Annotated in this window: 15 protein-coding genes; 8 read left to right on the plus strand and 7 right to left on the minus strand. The window is 56.6% G+C overall.

What is annotated here, in order from left to right:
- The first annotated feature begins 7 nt into the window (after positions 1-7).
- Both pntB and PGR09_RS05010 read left to right on the plus strand, forming a co-directional pair.
- A complete protein-coding gene (gene pntB / locus PGR09_RS05005) occupies positions 8-1,396 on the plus strand; it encodes a Re/Si-specific NAD(P)(+) transhydrogenase subunit beta (protein WP_020078971.1) in 1,389 nt (462 codons plus the stop codon).
- Between the two features lie 131 nt (positions 1,397-1,527).
- Positions 1,528-1,716 carry a YdiH family protein gene (locus PGR09_RS05010; protein WP_045392396.1) on the plus strand — a complete coding sequence of 63 codons (189 nt, stop codon included), beginning with the start codon at positions 1,528-1,530 and terminating at the stop codon, positions 1,714-1,716.
- 136 nt (positions 1,717-1,852) lie between these two features.
- On the opposite strand, the gene uspE is transcribed toward PGR09_RS05010, so the two are convergent.
- The 3 genes from uspE to ogt form a co-directional block, all read right to left on the minus strand.
- Positions 1,853-2,803, minus strand: coding sequence for a universal stress protein UspE (gene uspE / locus PGR09_RS05015; RefSeq protein WP_045392393.1), 951 nt, complete (start codon positions 2,801-2,803; stop codon positions 1,853-1,855).
- 151 nt (positions 2,804-2,954) lie between these two features.
- Positions 2,955-3,707 (minus strand): fumarate/nitrate reduction transcriptional regulator Fnr, encoded by a 753-nt coding sequence (gene fnr, locus PGR09_RS05020; protein WP_004862555.1) that lies wholly within the window; start codon positions 3,705-3,707, stop codon positions 2,955-2,957.
- 194 nt (positions 3,708-3,901) lie between these two features.
- On the minus strand, positions 3,902-4,417 hold the full coding sequence (gene ogt, locus PGR09_RS05025; RefSeq protein ID WP_045392390.1) for a methylated-DNA--[protein]-cysteine S-methyltransferase: 516 nt from the start codon (positions 4,415-4,417) through the stop codon (positions 3,902-3,904).
- Between the two features lie 452 nt (positions 4,418-4,869).
- On the opposite strand from ogt, the gene PGR09_RS05030 reads away from it, so the two are divergent.
- Entirely contained in the window at positions 4,870-4,989 is a 120-nt protein-coding gene (locus PGR09_RS05030; RefSeq protein ID WP_045392558.1) for a hypothetical protein, read from the plus strand.
- 32 nt (positions 4,990-5,021) lie between these two features.
- On the opposite strand, the gene abgT is transcribed toward PGR09_RS05030, so the two are convergent.
- From abgT to PGR09_RS05045, 3 genes are all read right to left on the minus strand, one after another.
- Complete coding sequence (abgT, locus tag PGR09_RS05035) at positions 5,022-6,548, minus strand: p-aminobenzoyl-glutamate transporter (protein ID WP_316422208.1); 1,527 nt, start codon at positions 6,546-6,548, stop codon at positions 5,022-5,024.
- A 116-nt stretch (positions 6,549-6,664) separates the two neighbouring features.
- The gene (locus PGR09_RS05040) at positions 6,665-8,110 is read right to left on the minus strand and encodes a M20 family metallopeptidase (protein ID WP_430915855.1); all 1,446 of its coding nucleotides are present in this window, start codon (positions 8,108-8,110) and stop codon (positions 6,665-6,667) included.
- On the minus strand, positions 8,110-9,420 hold the full coding sequence (locus PGR09_RS05045) for a M20 family metallo-hydrolase (RefSeq protein WP_430915857.1): 1,311 nt from the start codon (positions 9,418-9,420) through the stop codon (positions 8,110-8,112). Before PGR09_RS05045 ends, PGR09_RS05040 begins: the two co-directional genes overlap by 1 nt.
- A gap of 166 nt (positions 9,421-9,586) precedes the next feature.
- Here PGR09_RS05045 and PGR09_RS05050 point away from each other — a divergent pair, with 166 nt between their 5' ends.
- Entirely contained in the window at positions 9,587-10,495 is a 909-nt protein-coding gene (locus tag PGR09_RS05050; RefSeq protein WP_045392375.1) for a LysR family transcriptional regulator, read from the plus strand.
- A gap of 102 nt (positions 10,496-10,597) precedes the next feature.
- The gene (smrA, locus tag PGR09_RS05055; RefSeq protein WP_047077719.1) at positions 10,598-11,161 is read left to right on the plus strand and encodes a DNA endonuclease SmrA; all 564 of its coding nucleotides are present in this window, start codon (positions 10,598-10,600) and stop codon (positions 11,159-11,161) included.
- Here the strand turns inward: smrA and PGR09_RS05060 are convergent.
- Complete coding sequence (locus tag PGR09_RS05060) at positions 11,158-11,964, minus strand: IclR family transcriptional regulator domain-containing protein (protein ID WP_015366809.1); 807 nt, start codon at positions 11,962-11,964, stop codon at positions 11,158-11,160. The genes smrA and PGR09_RS05060 overlap by 4 nt on opposite strands.
- A 167-nt stretch (positions 11,965-12,131) precedes the next feature.
- Between PGR09_RS05060 and PGR09_RS05065 the strand changes: the two genes are divergently transcribed.
- The 3 genes from PGR09_RS05065 to pcaF are packed head-to-tail and all read left to right on the plus strand — an operon-like array spanning position 12,132 to position 14,698.
- The gene (locus tag PGR09_RS05065) at positions 12,132-12,818 is read left to right on the plus strand and encodes a 3-oxoacid CoA-transferase subunit A (protein ID WP_045392371.1); all 687 of its coding nucleotides are present in this window, start codon (positions 12,132-12,134) and stop codon (positions 12,816-12,818) included.
- Between the two features lie 10 nt (positions 12,819-12,828).
- Positions 12,829-13,485, plus strand: a complete 657-nt coding sequence (locus PGR09_RS05070) for a 3-oxoacid CoA-transferase subunit B (RefSeq protein WP_015705262.1) — start codon at positions 12,829-12,831, stop codon at positions 13,483-13,485.
- Between the two features lie 10 nt (positions 13,486-13,495).
- Positions 13,496-14,698: a 3-oxoadipyl-CoA thiolase gene (gene pcaF / locus PGR09_RS05075; protein WP_213797318.1), complete on the plus strand. Its 1,203-nt coding sequence runs from the start codon at positions 13,496-13,498 to the stop codon at positions 14,696-14,698.
- The last annotated feature ends 5 nt before the right edge of the window (positions 14,699-14,703 follow it).

Below are 14,703 nucleotides of genomic sequence, written 5' to 3' on the forward strand. Positions count from 1 at the left end.
GTAGCACATGTCTGGAGGATTAGTTACAGCTGCATACATTGTTGCCGCTATTCTGTTTATCTTTAGCCTTGCGGGGCTGTCAAAGCACGAAACGTCGAAGCAGGGGAACCTGTACGGCATCGCCGGGATGGCGATTGCGCTGATTGCCACCATTTTTGGGCCGGACAGCGGTAACGTCGGCTGGATCATCGTGGCGATGGTTATCGGCGGGGCGATTGGTATCCGTCTGGCGAAGAAAGTCGAAATGACCGAGATGCCGGAGCTGGTGGCGGTGCTACATAGCTTCGTTGGTCTGGCGGCGGTGCTGGTTGGCTTCAACAGCTATCTCGACCACGGACCGGGCCTCGATCAGGTGCTGGCGAATATTCACCTGACCGAAGTATTCCTCGGTATCTTTATCGGCGCCGTAACCTTCACGGGCTCGATCGTTGCCTTTGGTAAGTTGCGCGGCAAAATTTCGTCAAAACCGCTGATGTTGCCGAATCGCCACAAGCTGAACCTGGCGGCGCTGGTCATTTCCTTCCTGCTGCTGGTGGCCTTCGTGCGTACCGACAGCACCGGAACCCAGGTACTGTGCCTGCTGGTGATGACCATTATCGCCCTGGCGTTCGGCTGGCACCTGGTGGCGTCTATCGGCGGCGCGGATATGCCGGTCGTGGTATCGATGCTGAACTCCTACTCCGGTTGGGCGGCGGCGGCGGCGGGCTTCATGCTCAGCAACGACCTGCTGATCGTGACCGGCGCGCTGGTTGGTTCTTCCGGTGCCATCCTCTCCTACATTATGTGTAAGGCGATGAACCGTTCGTTTATCAGCGTTATTGCCGGCGGTTTCGGCACCGATGGCGGCAGTTCCAGCGGCGATGAAGAAGTCGGTGAGCATCGTGAAATCAGCGCCGAAGAGACGGCTGAAATGCTGAAAAACTCGCATTCCGTGATCATCACGCCGGGCTACGGTATGGCGGTGGCGCAGGCGCAGTATCCGGTCGCGGAAATCACCGAGAAGCTGCGCGCACGCGGTATCAAGGTGCGCTTCGGCATCCACCCTGTCGCCGGGCGACTGCCGGGGCATATGAACGTGCTGCTGGCGGAAGCGAAAGTACCTTACGACGTGGTGCTGGAAATGGACGAAATCAACGATGATTTCGCCGATACCGATACCGTACTGGTGATCGGCGCGAACGACACCGTCAACCCGGCGGCGCAGGACGATCCGAAGAGCCCGATCGCCGGTATGCCGGTGCTGGAAGTGTGGAAGGCGCAAAACGTGGTGGTCTTCAAACGTTCGATGAACACCGGCTATGCTGGCGTGCAGAATCCGCTGTTCTTCAAAGAGAACACCCACATGCTGTTTGGCGACGCTAAAGCCAGCGTGGATGCCATTCTGAAAGCGCTGTAATAGCGCAACGCTCTAAGCCGTCTCTGTTGAGACGGCTTTTTTATATAGACAGTGAAACCATGATTTTGCTCATAAAGTGAACGGCGATGGGTGTTATACTATGCCTGTTTTTTCACCACACTGAGGATATTATGGATACCGAGTTAACCCCCACGCAGATGGCCATCGAGTACCTGCGCCGCGACACTTCCGTTATGACCCCCGCGCAGTACCTGAAGAAGCTCAAACTCCTCGAGCTCGAGTTTGCCGATCTGATGTCGCTTTCATCAATGGAGCTGAAAGAAGAGATCGACCTGGCCTGGCGTTTAGGTATCCACTAACGCATTCTGTAAGTATGTTCAATTAGCGTTGATATCCCGGGCCGTATGGCCCTTTTTCTTTTTTAGCGGGCCGACAAAAAAATCCCCCGACGGGCGGGGGATGATTAGATAAAACTTCAGGCCTGATGAGACGCCGTTAGTCGTCGTCTTCATCGTCCAGTTCAACTGGAGTTTGATAGGCCTCCGGTTTCAGTACCAGCAGGTCGCAGCGCAGGTGGTCGATAACCTGTTCCGCGGTATTGCCTAGAAACGCGGCAGAGATGCCGGTGCGGCCAACGGTGCCCAGCACCACAATCCCGGCCTGCAGGTGTTCAGCTAAATCAGGGATAACCTCTTCAGGCAGCCCTTTTTCTACGTGGGTGCGACTTTCATCGATGCTGAATTTCTGACGCAGCGCTTTCATTGCCAGCAGATGCTGGCCGCGAATCGCATCGTTATAGATGCTCGGGTCAAAATCAGGTAATTCAATGGCGATGTTAATAGGCGTCACCGGATAGGCGCCAACCAGATGTACTTCGGTATGGTTAACCTGATCGGCGAGGGCGATGGTCTCCCGCACCAGTTTTTCATTAAGGGCGTTGTGATAGTTCTCTTCACTGGCCAGATTAACCGCCACCAGCGCTTTACCGCCTTCCGGCCACGGCTGATCTTTAACCATCCATACCGGGCATGGACATTTGCGCAGCAGGTGCCAGTCGGTCGGGGTGAAGATGACCGCTTCGAGTTTGTCGTGCTGATGGGCCATTTTCAGCAGCAGGTCGTGTTTATCGCTGATGATTTCCTGAATGATGGCTTCAAAGGGGCGGTTGTGCCACACCACTTTGATATCGATTGGCACCCCGGATTCAATGTAAAACTTGGCCTGTTCACGGATCCAGGCGCTGCGTTGGCTAATCACGCCCTGGCGCATCGCCGTCCGCTCGTCGGGCGACAGCAGGGTAGTCATTTCGTAGGAAAAATCATAAATCGGCAAAAAGGCTTTGATGCGTCCACCAATCCGTTGGTGCAGATACACCGCGCGCCGTAATGCAGGCTGGTCGTCCTGGTTAGGGTCGATTACTACCAGCATGTTCTGATACTTCGCCATACAGGGTCTCCTTACAGCTGTAGCTACAGTCAGTATTTAAAAAGATAACCTATATGGATGAATTGAAACAGGGGATGACCCTGGCCAGATCAACAAATTAGAAAAAAATGTCGATCCGGCACAAGGTGGAAGAGAGTATAGCGGAGATAAATCAGGCGACGTTGCGCGCCTGGCCTGCCAGTTGCGCCAGCAGATCGCTGTTTTCGATGGTGATATATTTCCCTTTCACCGCCAGCATACCGCTTTTCTGGAAACGACCAAGCAGGCGGCTGATGGTTTCAACCGTCAGGCCCAGATAATTGCCGATGTCGCCACGGGTCATGGTCAGACGGAACTCACGCGGTGAGAAACCGCGCTGCGCGAAACGGCGGGACAGGTTGTAGATAAAGGCCGCCAGCCGTTCTTCGGCGTTCTTTTTGGAAAGCAGCAGGATCATGTCCTGATCGCCTTTGATCTCGCCGCTCATCAGACGCATCATCTGCTGACGCAGGTTCGGCATTTTACCGGAAAGATCATCCAACGTTTCGAACGGAATTTCGCAGACCATCGAGGTTTCCAGCGCCTGCGCGAAGCTTGGGTGCAGGGCGGTGCCAATGGCGTCAAAGCCGACCAAATCACCAGCCAGATGGAAGCCAGTAATCTGCTCATCGCCTTGTTCGGTGATGGTGTAGCTTTTGATGGTCCCTGAACGGATAGCGTACAGCGACTTCAGCTCATCACCCGCTTTGAACAGGGTTTGCCCTTTCTGAATAGGCTTTTTACGCTCGATGATATTATCAAGCTGATCCAGCTCATGTTCGTTCAAAGTAAAGGGGATGCAGAGCTGGCTAATGCTGCAATCCTGACAATGGATTGCACAACCACCAGACTGAATGCGTCGTATAATTCGCTTTTCCGGGATCATATGTCTGCTCAAGCTTTAATTGATATTGGTCAATTTTAACATCTTTTTGAGGAGCAAGTAAGTCTCGAAACCCGGAAAGACGTAATATTAGAAGGGTAAATATGTCGATCGCCATATCTCTTTGATAACAAGAAAATTATTAAGCGATTAATTATTGTAAAGTTACCTGTAATTTCCAAAAAAGGCATTATCTGTTAAAGCAGCAAATAGCCCTCATGGCGCAATAACCACTCTTTACGCTGTACGCCGCCGGCGTAGCCGGTCATGGTGCCGTTGCGGCCAATTACCCGATGGCAGGGAACCACAATGCTGACCGGATTGGAACCGTTTGCCGCGCCAACCGCACGGGCCGCGCCCGGACGGCCAAGAACCTCGGCTAACTGACCGTAATGCATCACCTGCCCGCAGGGAATCGTGCGCAGCGCTTGCCACACCTGACGTTGAAAGGGGGTACCGGCGGTTGCCGTCGGCAGGGTATCGATAATTGCGAGATCGCCGTCGAAATATTGCTGCAGCTTCGCGCTCAGCCCGCCAGGATCGCGCGCATCAACGCGTTTATAACCCTCGTGACGGTAGTGGATGTCGAGCAGTTGCTCCATGCGGTCGCGGTGCTGATCCCACTCTACGGCGCGCAGGTTGAATTGTTCATCGCAAATGACCCACAGCGGCCCCAGCGGGGTGTCGATTTTATCTTGCAGCAGCGTCAGCATCGGGCGTCCTTCTACGAGGTTAATTCGGCAAGGGCACACCATATCATGACGTGCGGCCTGCAAACTATACCTCCGAAAGGTCAGCAAATAATGAAACCTGTACTATTAATTTATAAATACGAATCGCAGTCATTTAAATTCAGTCATCCGTTGCCTGATGGTTAATCGTCGGAATAAAGGAAGGGGTGGAGCAATGTTTATTTTTGCATTAACTAGCAGGCGCGGCGTGATGGGCATTTTGCTACCTTTGTCTGGCGGCGAATTTCCCTGTGCGGAGGAGCGTTCAGTTCAAATCTCTATGCAGTTTGTCATACGCACGCGGATTAGTGTGAACTGGCTAATTCACCGGGAGGCACCCGGCGCCGCAGATAAATATACAGGCATTCCTTGAGTCAATTATTTTTTCCAGCGCTTTGGCGCTGGTTTTTTTTAACTACAAGAAAGGTGGCGATATGCAATACATGTTAACGGGAGTTGTTGTGTTGATTATCAGCGGATTAGCTATCAATTTGCTGTCGGTGGTCATCGAAAGTCTGTATAAAACGTTCCTGAACCGCACCACATCGCGTTAACTTACGCAGGCCATCCCTGGCCTGTTGCCGCGTTATGGCAAGCGTGGATAAATACCTGGGCCAATCGGTAGCCCTACCAGGTACCAGCCCACCAGCAACAGCAGCCAGACGGCTAAGAAAATCAGCGGGTAGGGTAATACCAGCGAATAGTAGGTACCCAGTCTGGCATCGGGCCGGTAGCGCTGTAAAAAGCCGAGAAACAGCGGTACAAATGGCGATACCGGCGCGAGCGGCAGTACGGACGAATCGGCGATACGAAACAGGATCTGCGCAAACGCCGGGTGAAAGCCCAGCAGCATAAACATCGGTACAAAAATGGGCGCCAGAATCGACCAGATAGCCGAACCGCTGGCGATAAACATACACAGAAACGCCGACAGCAGCGCCAGACCGACAAACGCCGGCACGCCATTCATTCCCGCACTTTCCAGTATATCCGTTAATCCTACCGCCATGAATTTCCCCATATTGCTCCAGTTGAACATGGCGACAAACTGGGCCAGCGGGAAGACCATCACGATGAAGCCGGCCATCTCCTTCATCGGCTCGATCATTAACTGCGGCAGGTCAGCCTGACGGCGAATTTTGCCGGTGGCGATGCCGTAAGCTAAAGATACGACGAAAAAGAAAAAGATAATCAGCGGTACGATGCCTTTAATAAAAGGCGAGGGCATCACGGTATGTTTGATAGGATCGCGCAGGATGCCGTTTTCCGGCACCACCATCAGTGCGATAACCGCCACAAACAACAGCGCCGCAATACCGGCAATGCGCAGCCCGAAGCGCTGTTCCGCCGTCAGCGTCTGCAGCGTTTCATCGCTCTGGCCTTGCCACTTTCCTAGCCGCGGCTCGACCAGTTTATCGGTAATCAACCCGCCGACCAGCGTCAGAACGATGACTGAGGTGGCCATGAAGTACCAGTTGTCGATAACGCTAACATGCAGCGAGGCATCAAGCGTTTTCGCCGCTTCGGTACTAATACCGGAGAGCAACACGTCGGTAGTGACAATAAGTAAATTTGCCGTGAATCCGCAGCCGACGCCGGCGATTGCCGCCAACAACCCGGCTACCGGATGGCGGCCGACGGCGAGAAACATTAACGCCCCCAGCGGCGGCATAATGACCAGCGCCGCGTCGGAAGAGATGTGGCTGAAGAAGGCGATAAATAACACCATGTAACTGGCGTAACGCGCGCTAACGTGCGATGACATCTTGACCATCAGCGACGGCAGCAGGCCGACACGTTCGGCGAAACCGGCACCGAGCACCAGCGCCAGAATCGCCCCCAGCGGCGCGAAGCCGCTAAAGTTTTTAATCACGTTTGGCAGAAACCAGTGCAGCCCTTCTACGCTGAGCAGGTTCTTTACCACCACTCGCGAACCGTCGGTGGGGTTCTGTACGCTGACGTTTAGCGCCGACAAAATGGCGGTGGTGGCCATCAGCGCGACGATCAGATAGATAAACAGCAAAAATGGATGCGGAACCTTATTACCTATTTTTTCAACCCAGCCATACAGCTTACCGGTGGGGGAATGCGACGGTATGGATGACATACTCATGGGCGTTCCTCAGTTGTCGTTGTTGTGTTGTTTGCGGCATGCCTCAGGGGTTGTCAGCTGTTATTTTTATTGGCGATTGCCATCACGCTGTACGCTATCCCAGAGGCTAATTTTTCTTATTTTAAAATTGATGGTACGACGTCACGTGGGATCGGGCTCTGGTATGGAGTTACCGCCAGTACCTGAGCCAGTTCCTGCTGGCTTGCTTCGAGTAACGGCCTGTCGCTGAACAAACGAATCGCCGTTGCTCCCAGAATTTTACCCGCCAGCAGCATCCCTTTATGGGCGATGGAGGTTCTTCCCTGGCTCACCAGTTGCCAGCTATGCAGCGGCGTACCGATGGCGAAACAGGGGCTAAAACACTGGGCCACCGGCGCTTTCCAGCTCACGTCGCCGACGTCGGTAGATCCCGCCAGCACGTTTTCCGTTGCCGCCCACGGCGCGACCTCATCGATCAACACCGTGTCGTGATGACGGCGGGCAAACGCTTTTCCTTCTTCACAGCTGGTACCGGCAATATTCTTCAGGCTGTTATTTATATCGTTCACGCCGAGCGTGGCGCGAATATCCGCCGCGAAAGCGCGCTCTTCGTCACTCCACTGCGGCGTACCGTAATGACATACGGCCTGATACATTGCCGCTTCCAGCGTGCGATTGGGGAGATAGCTGGAACAGGCTTTTTCAAAACGGCAACTGACGCTGGTTTCGGTCATCAGCGCGGCGCCCTGGGCGATTTTCTCAATACGGGCGAAGATTTGCTGCACATCGGCCATCTCCGGAGCGCGAATCAAATACAGCACTTCAGCTTGCGCCTGCACCACGTTGGGCGACACGCCGCCGGTATCGGTAATGGCGTAGTGCACACGCGCTTTCTCGATAATATGCTCATTGAGGAAATTACTGCCGGTGGTCATCAGCGTGACGGCGTCCAACGCGCTCCGCCCCAGATGCGGTGAGTTTGCCGCGTGCGCAGCGGTTCCGGTAAAGCGCCACGCCGCCTGAATATTGGCCAGCGTGCTGGTACTGAACATCCCGGCCCAGGCTTCCGGATGCCACGTGAGGGCGGCGTCAATATCATCGAATAATCCCTCGCGCACCATAAAGGTTTTACCCGAGCCGCCTTCTTCCCCCGGGCAGCCATAAAAGCGCAGGGTGCCCGCTCCGCCTTGCTGCTGCAGCCACTGTTTCGCGGCGACGGCGGCGGCGAACGCCGCGGTGCCGAGGAGATTATGCCCACAGCCGTGGCCGTTTTCCCCCGGCGTCGCGGATGTTGGTTCAGCACTGTGCGCCTGTTGGCTGAGTCCTGCCAGCGCATCAAACTCGCCGAGCAGGGCGATGACCGGTTTACCCTCGCCGTAGCTGGCGATAAACGCATTGGGTATGCCGCCAGCGTGACGGGTTAGCTTAAAACCTTCCGTTTCCAGCGCATCGGCCAACCGCGCGGCAGACCAGAATTCCTGGAAGCGGGTTTCCGGATGATCCCAGATATCATCGGCAATAGCGCAAAAATCGTCGCGCCGTGACGTAATGATGTCATCGACAAATTGATAGATCTTTTCCATCACACACCTCGCTGCCAGGGAAAATTGAGCGCGATGCGCGCCAGCGTCTCGACCGCGATGACCATCACGCCTTCGTCGAAATCAAATTTCTCGTTGTGATGTCCGGCGCTCAGTTCAGTACCGAAAATCATATATGAAGCCAGTCCGCCGCGATCCTGTACCCGCGCCATCATCAAAGTGGCATCTTCGGATCCCGCCGGCGCGGCAATATGATCCACTGCTTCTACTACCCCCGGCACCTGTACTGCCTGCTCACGCAGGTATTGCACCCACGCCGGAGAGGGGGCGCTGGAGGTTGCCGCGCCCATGAGCCGAAGTTCATAGCGGGCTTCATACATTGCTGCGGCGCCGGCAATCACGTTTTGCGCCCGCTCAAACACATACTGGTTGATAGCTTCCGTCTCGCCGCGGGTTTCCACTTTAATTAGCGCCGATGAGGGGACCACGTTACGCCCGGTGCCGGCCTGTATGACACCGACGTTAACCCGCGAGGCGCCTGCGCTGTGCGGCGCGATGGCGTGTAATGCGAGGGCGGCCTGGGCGGCGGCCAGTAGCGCGTTGCGCCCATCTTCCGGTTTGCCGCCGGCGTGAGCGGCGACGCCCTCGAATTGCACGTCGAATTTGGTGGTCGCCATAAAGTTGTCACCGCCGCAGACCACGGTACCGTTGGGAACGCCGGTACCGATATGAATGGCGGTGAAGTAGTCCACGTTATCGAGCACGCCTGCCGCCACCATCGCGCGCGCGCCGCGGGTGCCTTCTTCGGCAGGCTGGAAAATCAGCTTGATGATCCCGTTGAGCCGATCGGCATACTGCTTTAGCACGTGCGCCAAACCCAGCCCAATGGCGGTATGTCCGTCATGGCCGCAGGCGTGCATCATCCCGGCGTTGCAGGAGGCGAAACCCGCGCGATGCGGGCGATGGCGATCGTCGTGTTGTTCGTTAAGATCGAGCGCGTCCATATCGACGCGAAACGCAAGCGTAGGGCCGGGGCGGCCGGTGTCCAGGGTGGCGACGACGCCGGCGAATCCGCCTTCAAAAGCCGGCAGCCAACGTTCCGGCGCTCCCTGTTCGCGGGCGCGCTGGAATGCCTGCTCCAGGGTGGCATCGTCGGGCAGCCCCATCCGGCTGTCGGCATCGATAACGTCGCGACCCAGCGCGAGTTGATAACCGAGGCCGTCTAAGATCTCGGCAACCTTGCTGGCGGTGCGAAATTCCAGCCAGCCGGACTCCGCGTGCAGGTGAAAATCACGACGCCATTGCGTCATTTCCGGCGCCAGCTGGCTTACCAATTCATGAAGTTGCGGCATAACCCTTCCTGTCATAATTAAAAAGTGTGACGGCGTTCACGGTGTGATAGCTTTTAATTATCACGAACGCCTTTCTGGCAATCTCACCCTTAACCTGCCACAGCATGATGGATTACAGTAGATGTCATTTTCTTCTGTCTGATAAACAATGGTTATCACCTAAAACATGTCATTTCAGATTAAATTTCATCAAATTCGCGCTTTCGTTGAGGTCGCTCGCGAGGGGAGTATTCGCGGCGCCAGCCGGGCGCTGGCGATCTCGCAGCCCGCGTTGACCAAAGCGATTAAAGAGCTGGAAGAAGGGCTTTCCGCCCAACTGTTTGTCCGCCGCAGCCAGGGGGTGGCGCTGACGGAAAACGGCGAAAGTTTTTATCAACATGCGAGCCTGATCCTTGAAGAGCTTCGGGCGGCGCAGGATGAACTCCTGCAGCGTCAGGGGGAGCAGGCCGGGCAGATTAATATTGGTCTCGGCGCCAGCGTCGCCCGTTCGCTGATGCCATCGGTTATCTGTCGCTTTCATCAGCAGCATCCGCTGGTGAAGGTTCGGATCATGGAAGGGCAACTCCTGGCGATGATTAATGAACTGCGCCAGGGTGAGCTTGATTTCACTATCAACACCTACTATCCCGGCCCGTACGATCATGAATTCAGCTTTGAAAAACTGTTTGAGAAACCGTTCGCGGTATTCGCCCGCGCAGGGCATCCGGCGGCGCGCGCCACTTCCCTGACTGAATTGCTCGATCACCACTGGACGATGCCAACGCCGCGCGGTAGCTACTTCAAACAGTTGCAGGAGATGTTTAATCAGGCCGGGCTGGCGCCCAAGGTCGATATCGTTTGCGAAACCTTCTCTTCGTGCATCAGTCTGGTGGTGAAGAGCGATTTCCTTAGTATTCTGCCGGTAGAGCTCGGAAACGATCCGATGATGGCGGATAAACTGGTGATGATCCCCATACGTGAGGTATTGCCCAGAGCAACTTACTACCTGATCCAGCGGCGCGACACGCGACCAACGCCGTTAACGGCTTCGTTAATCACCCTGTTTCGTCGTCAAAGCCGTCAATTGTTTCCTTAAATATCCCGCGTTGGTCTATTTGCCAGCAGTTGCGGCTAAACGCGTTGAGGGGTAGGCGTGAGGCGGCTATAGTAGCAGGCGATAGCCGCTGGAGGAGTGACCATGAACCTTGACGACAAATCCCTGTTTCTTGACGCCATGGAGGATGTCCAGCCTCTGAAACGCAATAATGACGTACACTGGCATCGTGAACGACCCGCGCGCGCGCCGCAGCGTATCGATACCCTACAGCTCGATAATTTTCTGACCACCGGCTACCTCGATATTGTGCCGCTCGCCGTGCCGCTGGAGTTCAAACGGGAAGGGCTGCAAAGCGGAGTGCTGGAAAAGCTGCGGCGTGGAAAATACAGCCAGCAGGCAAGCCTGTCGCTGTTGCGCCAGCCGGTCGAACAGTGCCGGCAAATGCTGTTCGCCTTCGTGATACAGGCGCAAAAAGAGGGGCTGCGTAATTTACTTATCATCCACGGCAAAGGCCGTGATGACCAGGCCCACGCCAATATTATTCGCAGCTACCTGGCGCGCTGGCTGCCAGAGTTGCCCGAGGTACAGGCGTTTTGCGCCGCGCTACCGCACCACGGCGGCAGCGGCGCTTGTTACGTGGCGCTGCGTAAATCCGAACAGGCTAAGCAGGAGAACTGGGAGCTGCACGCTAAACGCAGCCGCTAGCGCAGCAGCAGCGTTAGCTCGCGGGCGGCTTTTTGTAATTCCGGCAGCACCCGGTCCAGCATTTCGCGGGTCGACATCTGGCCCGCGTGAACCCCGACGTTCAGCGCTGCTTCCACCTGTCCCTGCGGGTTATATAGCGGTACCGCCAGCGAACGCAGCCCCATTTCCAGTTCCTGATCGTTCAACGCATATCCCTGCTGATGCACGCGTTTTAGCTCCGCGCGCAGCTTATTCACCGAATCTACCGTTTGCGGGGTGTAGCGAATCATCGTCACCCGGCCCAGCATGTCGTTCAGCCTTTCTTCCGGCTGATGGCTTAACAGCACGCGCCCCATGGAGGTCGCCCACGCCGGCAGACGACTGCCAATATCAAGATCGATCGTCATAATGCGCGAACTGGAGGCGCGGGCGATATACAAGATATCGTCGCCATCCAGGGTGGCGATTGAGCAGGACTCATTGAGCATTTCGCTCAGATGCTTGAGCACCGGCTGCGCCGAGCGCGCCAGCGGCGTTGAGGCCAGCCAGGCGTGGCCGAGGGCAAGTATCCGTGGTCGCAGCTGGAAATTCTTGCCGTCTTCGGCGTAGACGAAACCCAGCTTGCTTAGGGTGTACAGGCAGCGACGTACCGCCGCTCGGGGGATGCCGGTCTTTTGGCTGATCTGCGAAATCGACAGTACCGGGCGCTGCGGGGTAAAAGCCTGAATCACTTCCAGCCCGCGCGCCAGCGATGCCATAAAGTTCGGATCGCCCTTAAACGGATCGCCGTCGCCCGCCACTACATCATCTGGATGCTTGTCCATTTTGTTCTCCGTATTTGCCATCGATCACATTCTTTCGCTAAAGATATACGATGTTCGATTATCGCACCATATTTCGATTATCGCCCTTGACCAGCATCGTTAAGCGGGTCACATTTTGTGCGAACAACGCATATAAGTGCGATTACCGCACGTTAAGGAGCGACCTGATGATTGATAAAAGCGTGTCGACGCTGAGTGAGGCCATTGCCGGGATCCACGACGGCGCGACCATCATGATCGGCGGATTTGGCCCCGCCGGGCAGCCGACATATCTGATTGACGCCCTGATTGACCAGGGCGCCCGCGACCTAACCATTATTAATAACAACGCGGGTAATGGCGAGGTGGGGCTGGCGGCGCTGCTCAAAGCCGGGCGGGTGCGCAAAATGATCTGCTCGTTCCCGCGCCAGGTAGATTCACAAATTTTCGATGACCTCTATCGCCGCGGCAAAGTTGAGCTGGAACTGGTGCCGCAGGGCAATCTGGCGGCGCGGATCCAGGCCGCTGGCGCAGGTCTCGGCGCGGTCTTTACCCCTACCGGCTACGGCACGCCGCTGGCGGAAGGCAAAGAAACCCGGGAGATCGACGGCCGTCATTACGTGCTTGAATATCCAATTAAAGCCGATTTTGCGCTGATTAAAGCCCATCAGGGCGACCGCTGGGGCAACCTGGTCTACCGCAAAGCGGCGCGCAACTTCGGCCCGATTATGGCGACCGCCGCCAAAACCACCATTGTTGAAGTCTCGCAACTGGTCGCCCTTGGCGAACTCGACCCGGAAAACATCATCACCCCGGGGATTTTCGTCCAGCGCGTATTCTCGCTGGAAAATCTGTCCGCCGCGCAAAGCGCCTGAGGAGCCGAACATGCAAAAACTGACTCGTGACGAAATGGCCCAGCGCGTCGCCCGCGATATTCCGGAAGGCGCTTACGTAAACCTCGGTATTGGCCTGCCGACCCGTATCGCCAACTATCTACCTGCCGATAAAGAGGTGTTCCTGCACAGTGAAAACGGGCTACTCGGAATGGGGCCGAAGCCGCAGCCCGGCGAAGAGGACCCGGAGCTGATCAACGCGGGTAAAGAGTATGTCACCCTGCTGCAGGGCGGCTGTTTTTTCCACCATGGCGACTCCTTCGCCATGATGCGCGGCGGGCATCTCGATATCTGCGTGCTGGGCGCCTATCAGGTTTCCGCCAGCGGCGATCTCGCTAACTGGAGCACCGGCGCGCCGGATTCGATCCCGGCGGTCGGAGGGGCGATGGATTTGGCTATCGGCGCCCGCCAGGTGTTTGTAATGATGGACCATCTGACCCGCGATGGCGAATGCAAACTGGTCGAGCAGTGCAGCTATCCGCTGACCGGCGTCGGCTGCGTCAGCCGTATCTATACCGATCTGGCGGTCATCGATATTACCGACCGTGGTCCGGTGGTACGCGAAATCTTTAACGGCCTCTCATTTGAAGAGCTACAGCGCATCACTCCGGTGGCGCTGACTTTTGAACAACTGGCGGAAAGCGCGTGAGGAACCTATGATGAATCAGGCATTTATCTGTGATGCGGTGCGTACGCCGTTTGGCCGTTTTGGCGGCGCATTATCGAGTTTGCGCGCTGACGATCTGGCGGCGCTGCCGCTGAAAGCGCTGCTGGAGCGTAATCCGGGTCTCGATCCGGCGCTAATTGACGATGTGATCTACGGCTGCGCCAACCAGGCCGGAGAAGATAACCGTAACGTGGCGCGTATGGCGCTGTTGCTGGCCGGCCTGCCGCAGAGCGTTCCCGGCAGCACGATTAACCGCCTGTGCGGCTCGAGCCTTGATGCGATCGGCGTCGCGGCGCGGGCGATTAAAAGCGGCGAAACCCAGCTGATGATCGCCGGTGGGGTGGAGAGTATGTCGCGCGCGCCGTTTGTGATGGGCAAAGCCGAGAGCGCCTTTAGCCGCTCGATGCAGATGGAAGATACCACCATTGGCTGGCGTTTTATTAACCCGCAGATGAAAGCGCTGTACGGCGTGCACTCGATGCCGGAAACCGCGGAAAACGTCGCCGATGAGTTTGCCATTTCTCGCGCCGACCAGGATGCTTTTGCGCTTCGTAGCCAGCTGCGTACCGCTGCGGCGCAAGAAGCGGGGCGTTTCGCCGATGAACTGATCGCCGTATCGGTACCGCAACGCAAAGGTGAGCCGCTGTGTTTCAGCCGCGATGAACACCCGCGCAGCACCTCGCTGGAGGCGCTGGCCAAATTGCGCGGCGTGGTCCGAGCCGACGGCAGCGTTACCGCCGGTAACGCCTCCGGCGTCAATGATGGCGCCTGCGCGCTGCTGTTGGCCAGTGAACAGGCCATGTCAGCGAATGATTTACAGCCGCTGGCGCGGGTTGTCGGCGTGGCGACGGCAGGGGTTGCGCCGCGAATTATGGGCTTCGGCCCGGCGCCGGCGGTGCGTAAGGTGCTGGCGCAAACCGGGCTGACGCTGGCGCAGATGGACGTCATCGAATTGAATGAGGCTTTTGCCGCACAGGCGCTGGCGGTTACCCGTGATTTAGGTCTGCCGGATGATTCCGCCCACGTTAACCCCAACGGCGGGGCCATCGCGCTGGGCCATCCGCTAGGCGCTTCCGGCGGGCGTCTGGCGATGACCGCCGCTTATCAGTTGAAGCGAACCGGCGGCCGCTATGCGCTGTGCACCATGTGTATCGGCGTGGGCCAGGGGATTGCGCTGATTATTGAACGCGTTTAAGGAGT

It is taken from the genome of Klebsiella sp. 141251, from assembly GCF_050600725.1.
Lineage (GTDB): Bacteria > Pseudomonadota > Gammaproteobacteria > Enterobacterales > Enterobacteriaceae > Klebsiella > Klebsiella aerogenes.

What these genes read in the sequence shown, in the direction of transcription:
- PGR09_RS05010 (WP_045392396.1), top strand. Translation starts at nt 1,528, where the DNA reads ATGGATACCGAGTTAACCCCCACGCAGATGGCCATCGAGTACCTGCGC.
- abgT (WP_316422208.1), bottom strand. Translation starts at nt 6,548, where the DNA reads ATGAGTATGTCATCCATACCGTCGCATTCCCCCACCGGTAAGCTGTAT.
- PGR09_RS05065 (WP_045392371.1), top strand. Translation starts at nt 12,132, where the DNA reads ATGATTGATAAAAGCGTGTCGACGCTGAGTGAGGCCATTGCCGGGATC.
- pcaF (WP_213797318.1), top strand. Translation starts at nt 13,496, where the DNA reads ATGAATCAGGCATTTATCTGTGATGCGGTGCGTACGCCGTTTGGCCGT.
- PGR09_RS05030 (WP_045392558.1), top strand. Translation starts at nt 4,870, where the DNA reads ATGCAATACATGTTAACGGGAGTTGTTGTGTTGATTATCAGCGGATTA.
- smrA (WP_047077719.1), top strand. Translation starts at nt 10,598, where the DNA reads ATGAACCTTGACGACAAATCCCTGTTTCTTGACGCCATGGAGGATGTC.
- pntB (WP_020078971.1), top strand. Translation starts at nt 8, where the DNA reads ATGTCTGGAGGATTAGTTACAGCTGCATACATTGTTGCCGCTATTCTG.
- PGR09_RS05050 (WP_045392375.1), top strand. Translation starts at nt 9,587, where the DNA reads ATGTCATTTCAGATTAAATTTCATCAAATTCGCGCTTTCGTTGAGGTC.
- fnr (WP_004862555.1), bottom strand. Translation starts at nt 3,707, where the DNA reads ATGATCCCGGAAAAGCGAATTATACGACGCATTCAGTCTGGTGGTTGT.
- uspE (WP_045392393.1), bottom strand. Translation starts at nt 2,803, where the DNA reads ATGGCGAAGTATCAGAACATGCTGGTAGTAATCGACCCTAACCAGGAC.
- PGR09_RS05070 (WP_015705262.1), top strand. Translation starts at nt 12,829, where the DNA reads ATGCAAAAACTGACTCGTGACGAAATGGCCCAGCGCGTCGCCCGCGAT.
- PGR09_RS05060 (WP_015366809.1), bottom strand. Translation starts at nt 11,964, where the DNA reads ATGGACAAGCATCCAGATGATGTAGTGGCGGGCGACGGCGATCCGTTT.
- ogt (WP_045392390.1), bottom strand. Translation starts at nt 4,417, where the DNA reads ATGCTGACGCTGCTGCAAGATAAAATCGACACCCCGCTGGGGCCGCTG.
- PGR09_RS05045 (WP_430915857.1), bottom strand. Translation starts at nt 9,420, where the DNA reads ATGCCGCAACTTCATGAATTGGTAAGCCAGCTGGCGCCGGAAATGACG.
- PGR09_RS05040 (WP_430915855.1), bottom strand. Translation starts at nt 8,110, where the DNA reads ATGGAAAAGATCTATCAATTTGTCGATGACATCATTACGTCACGGCGC.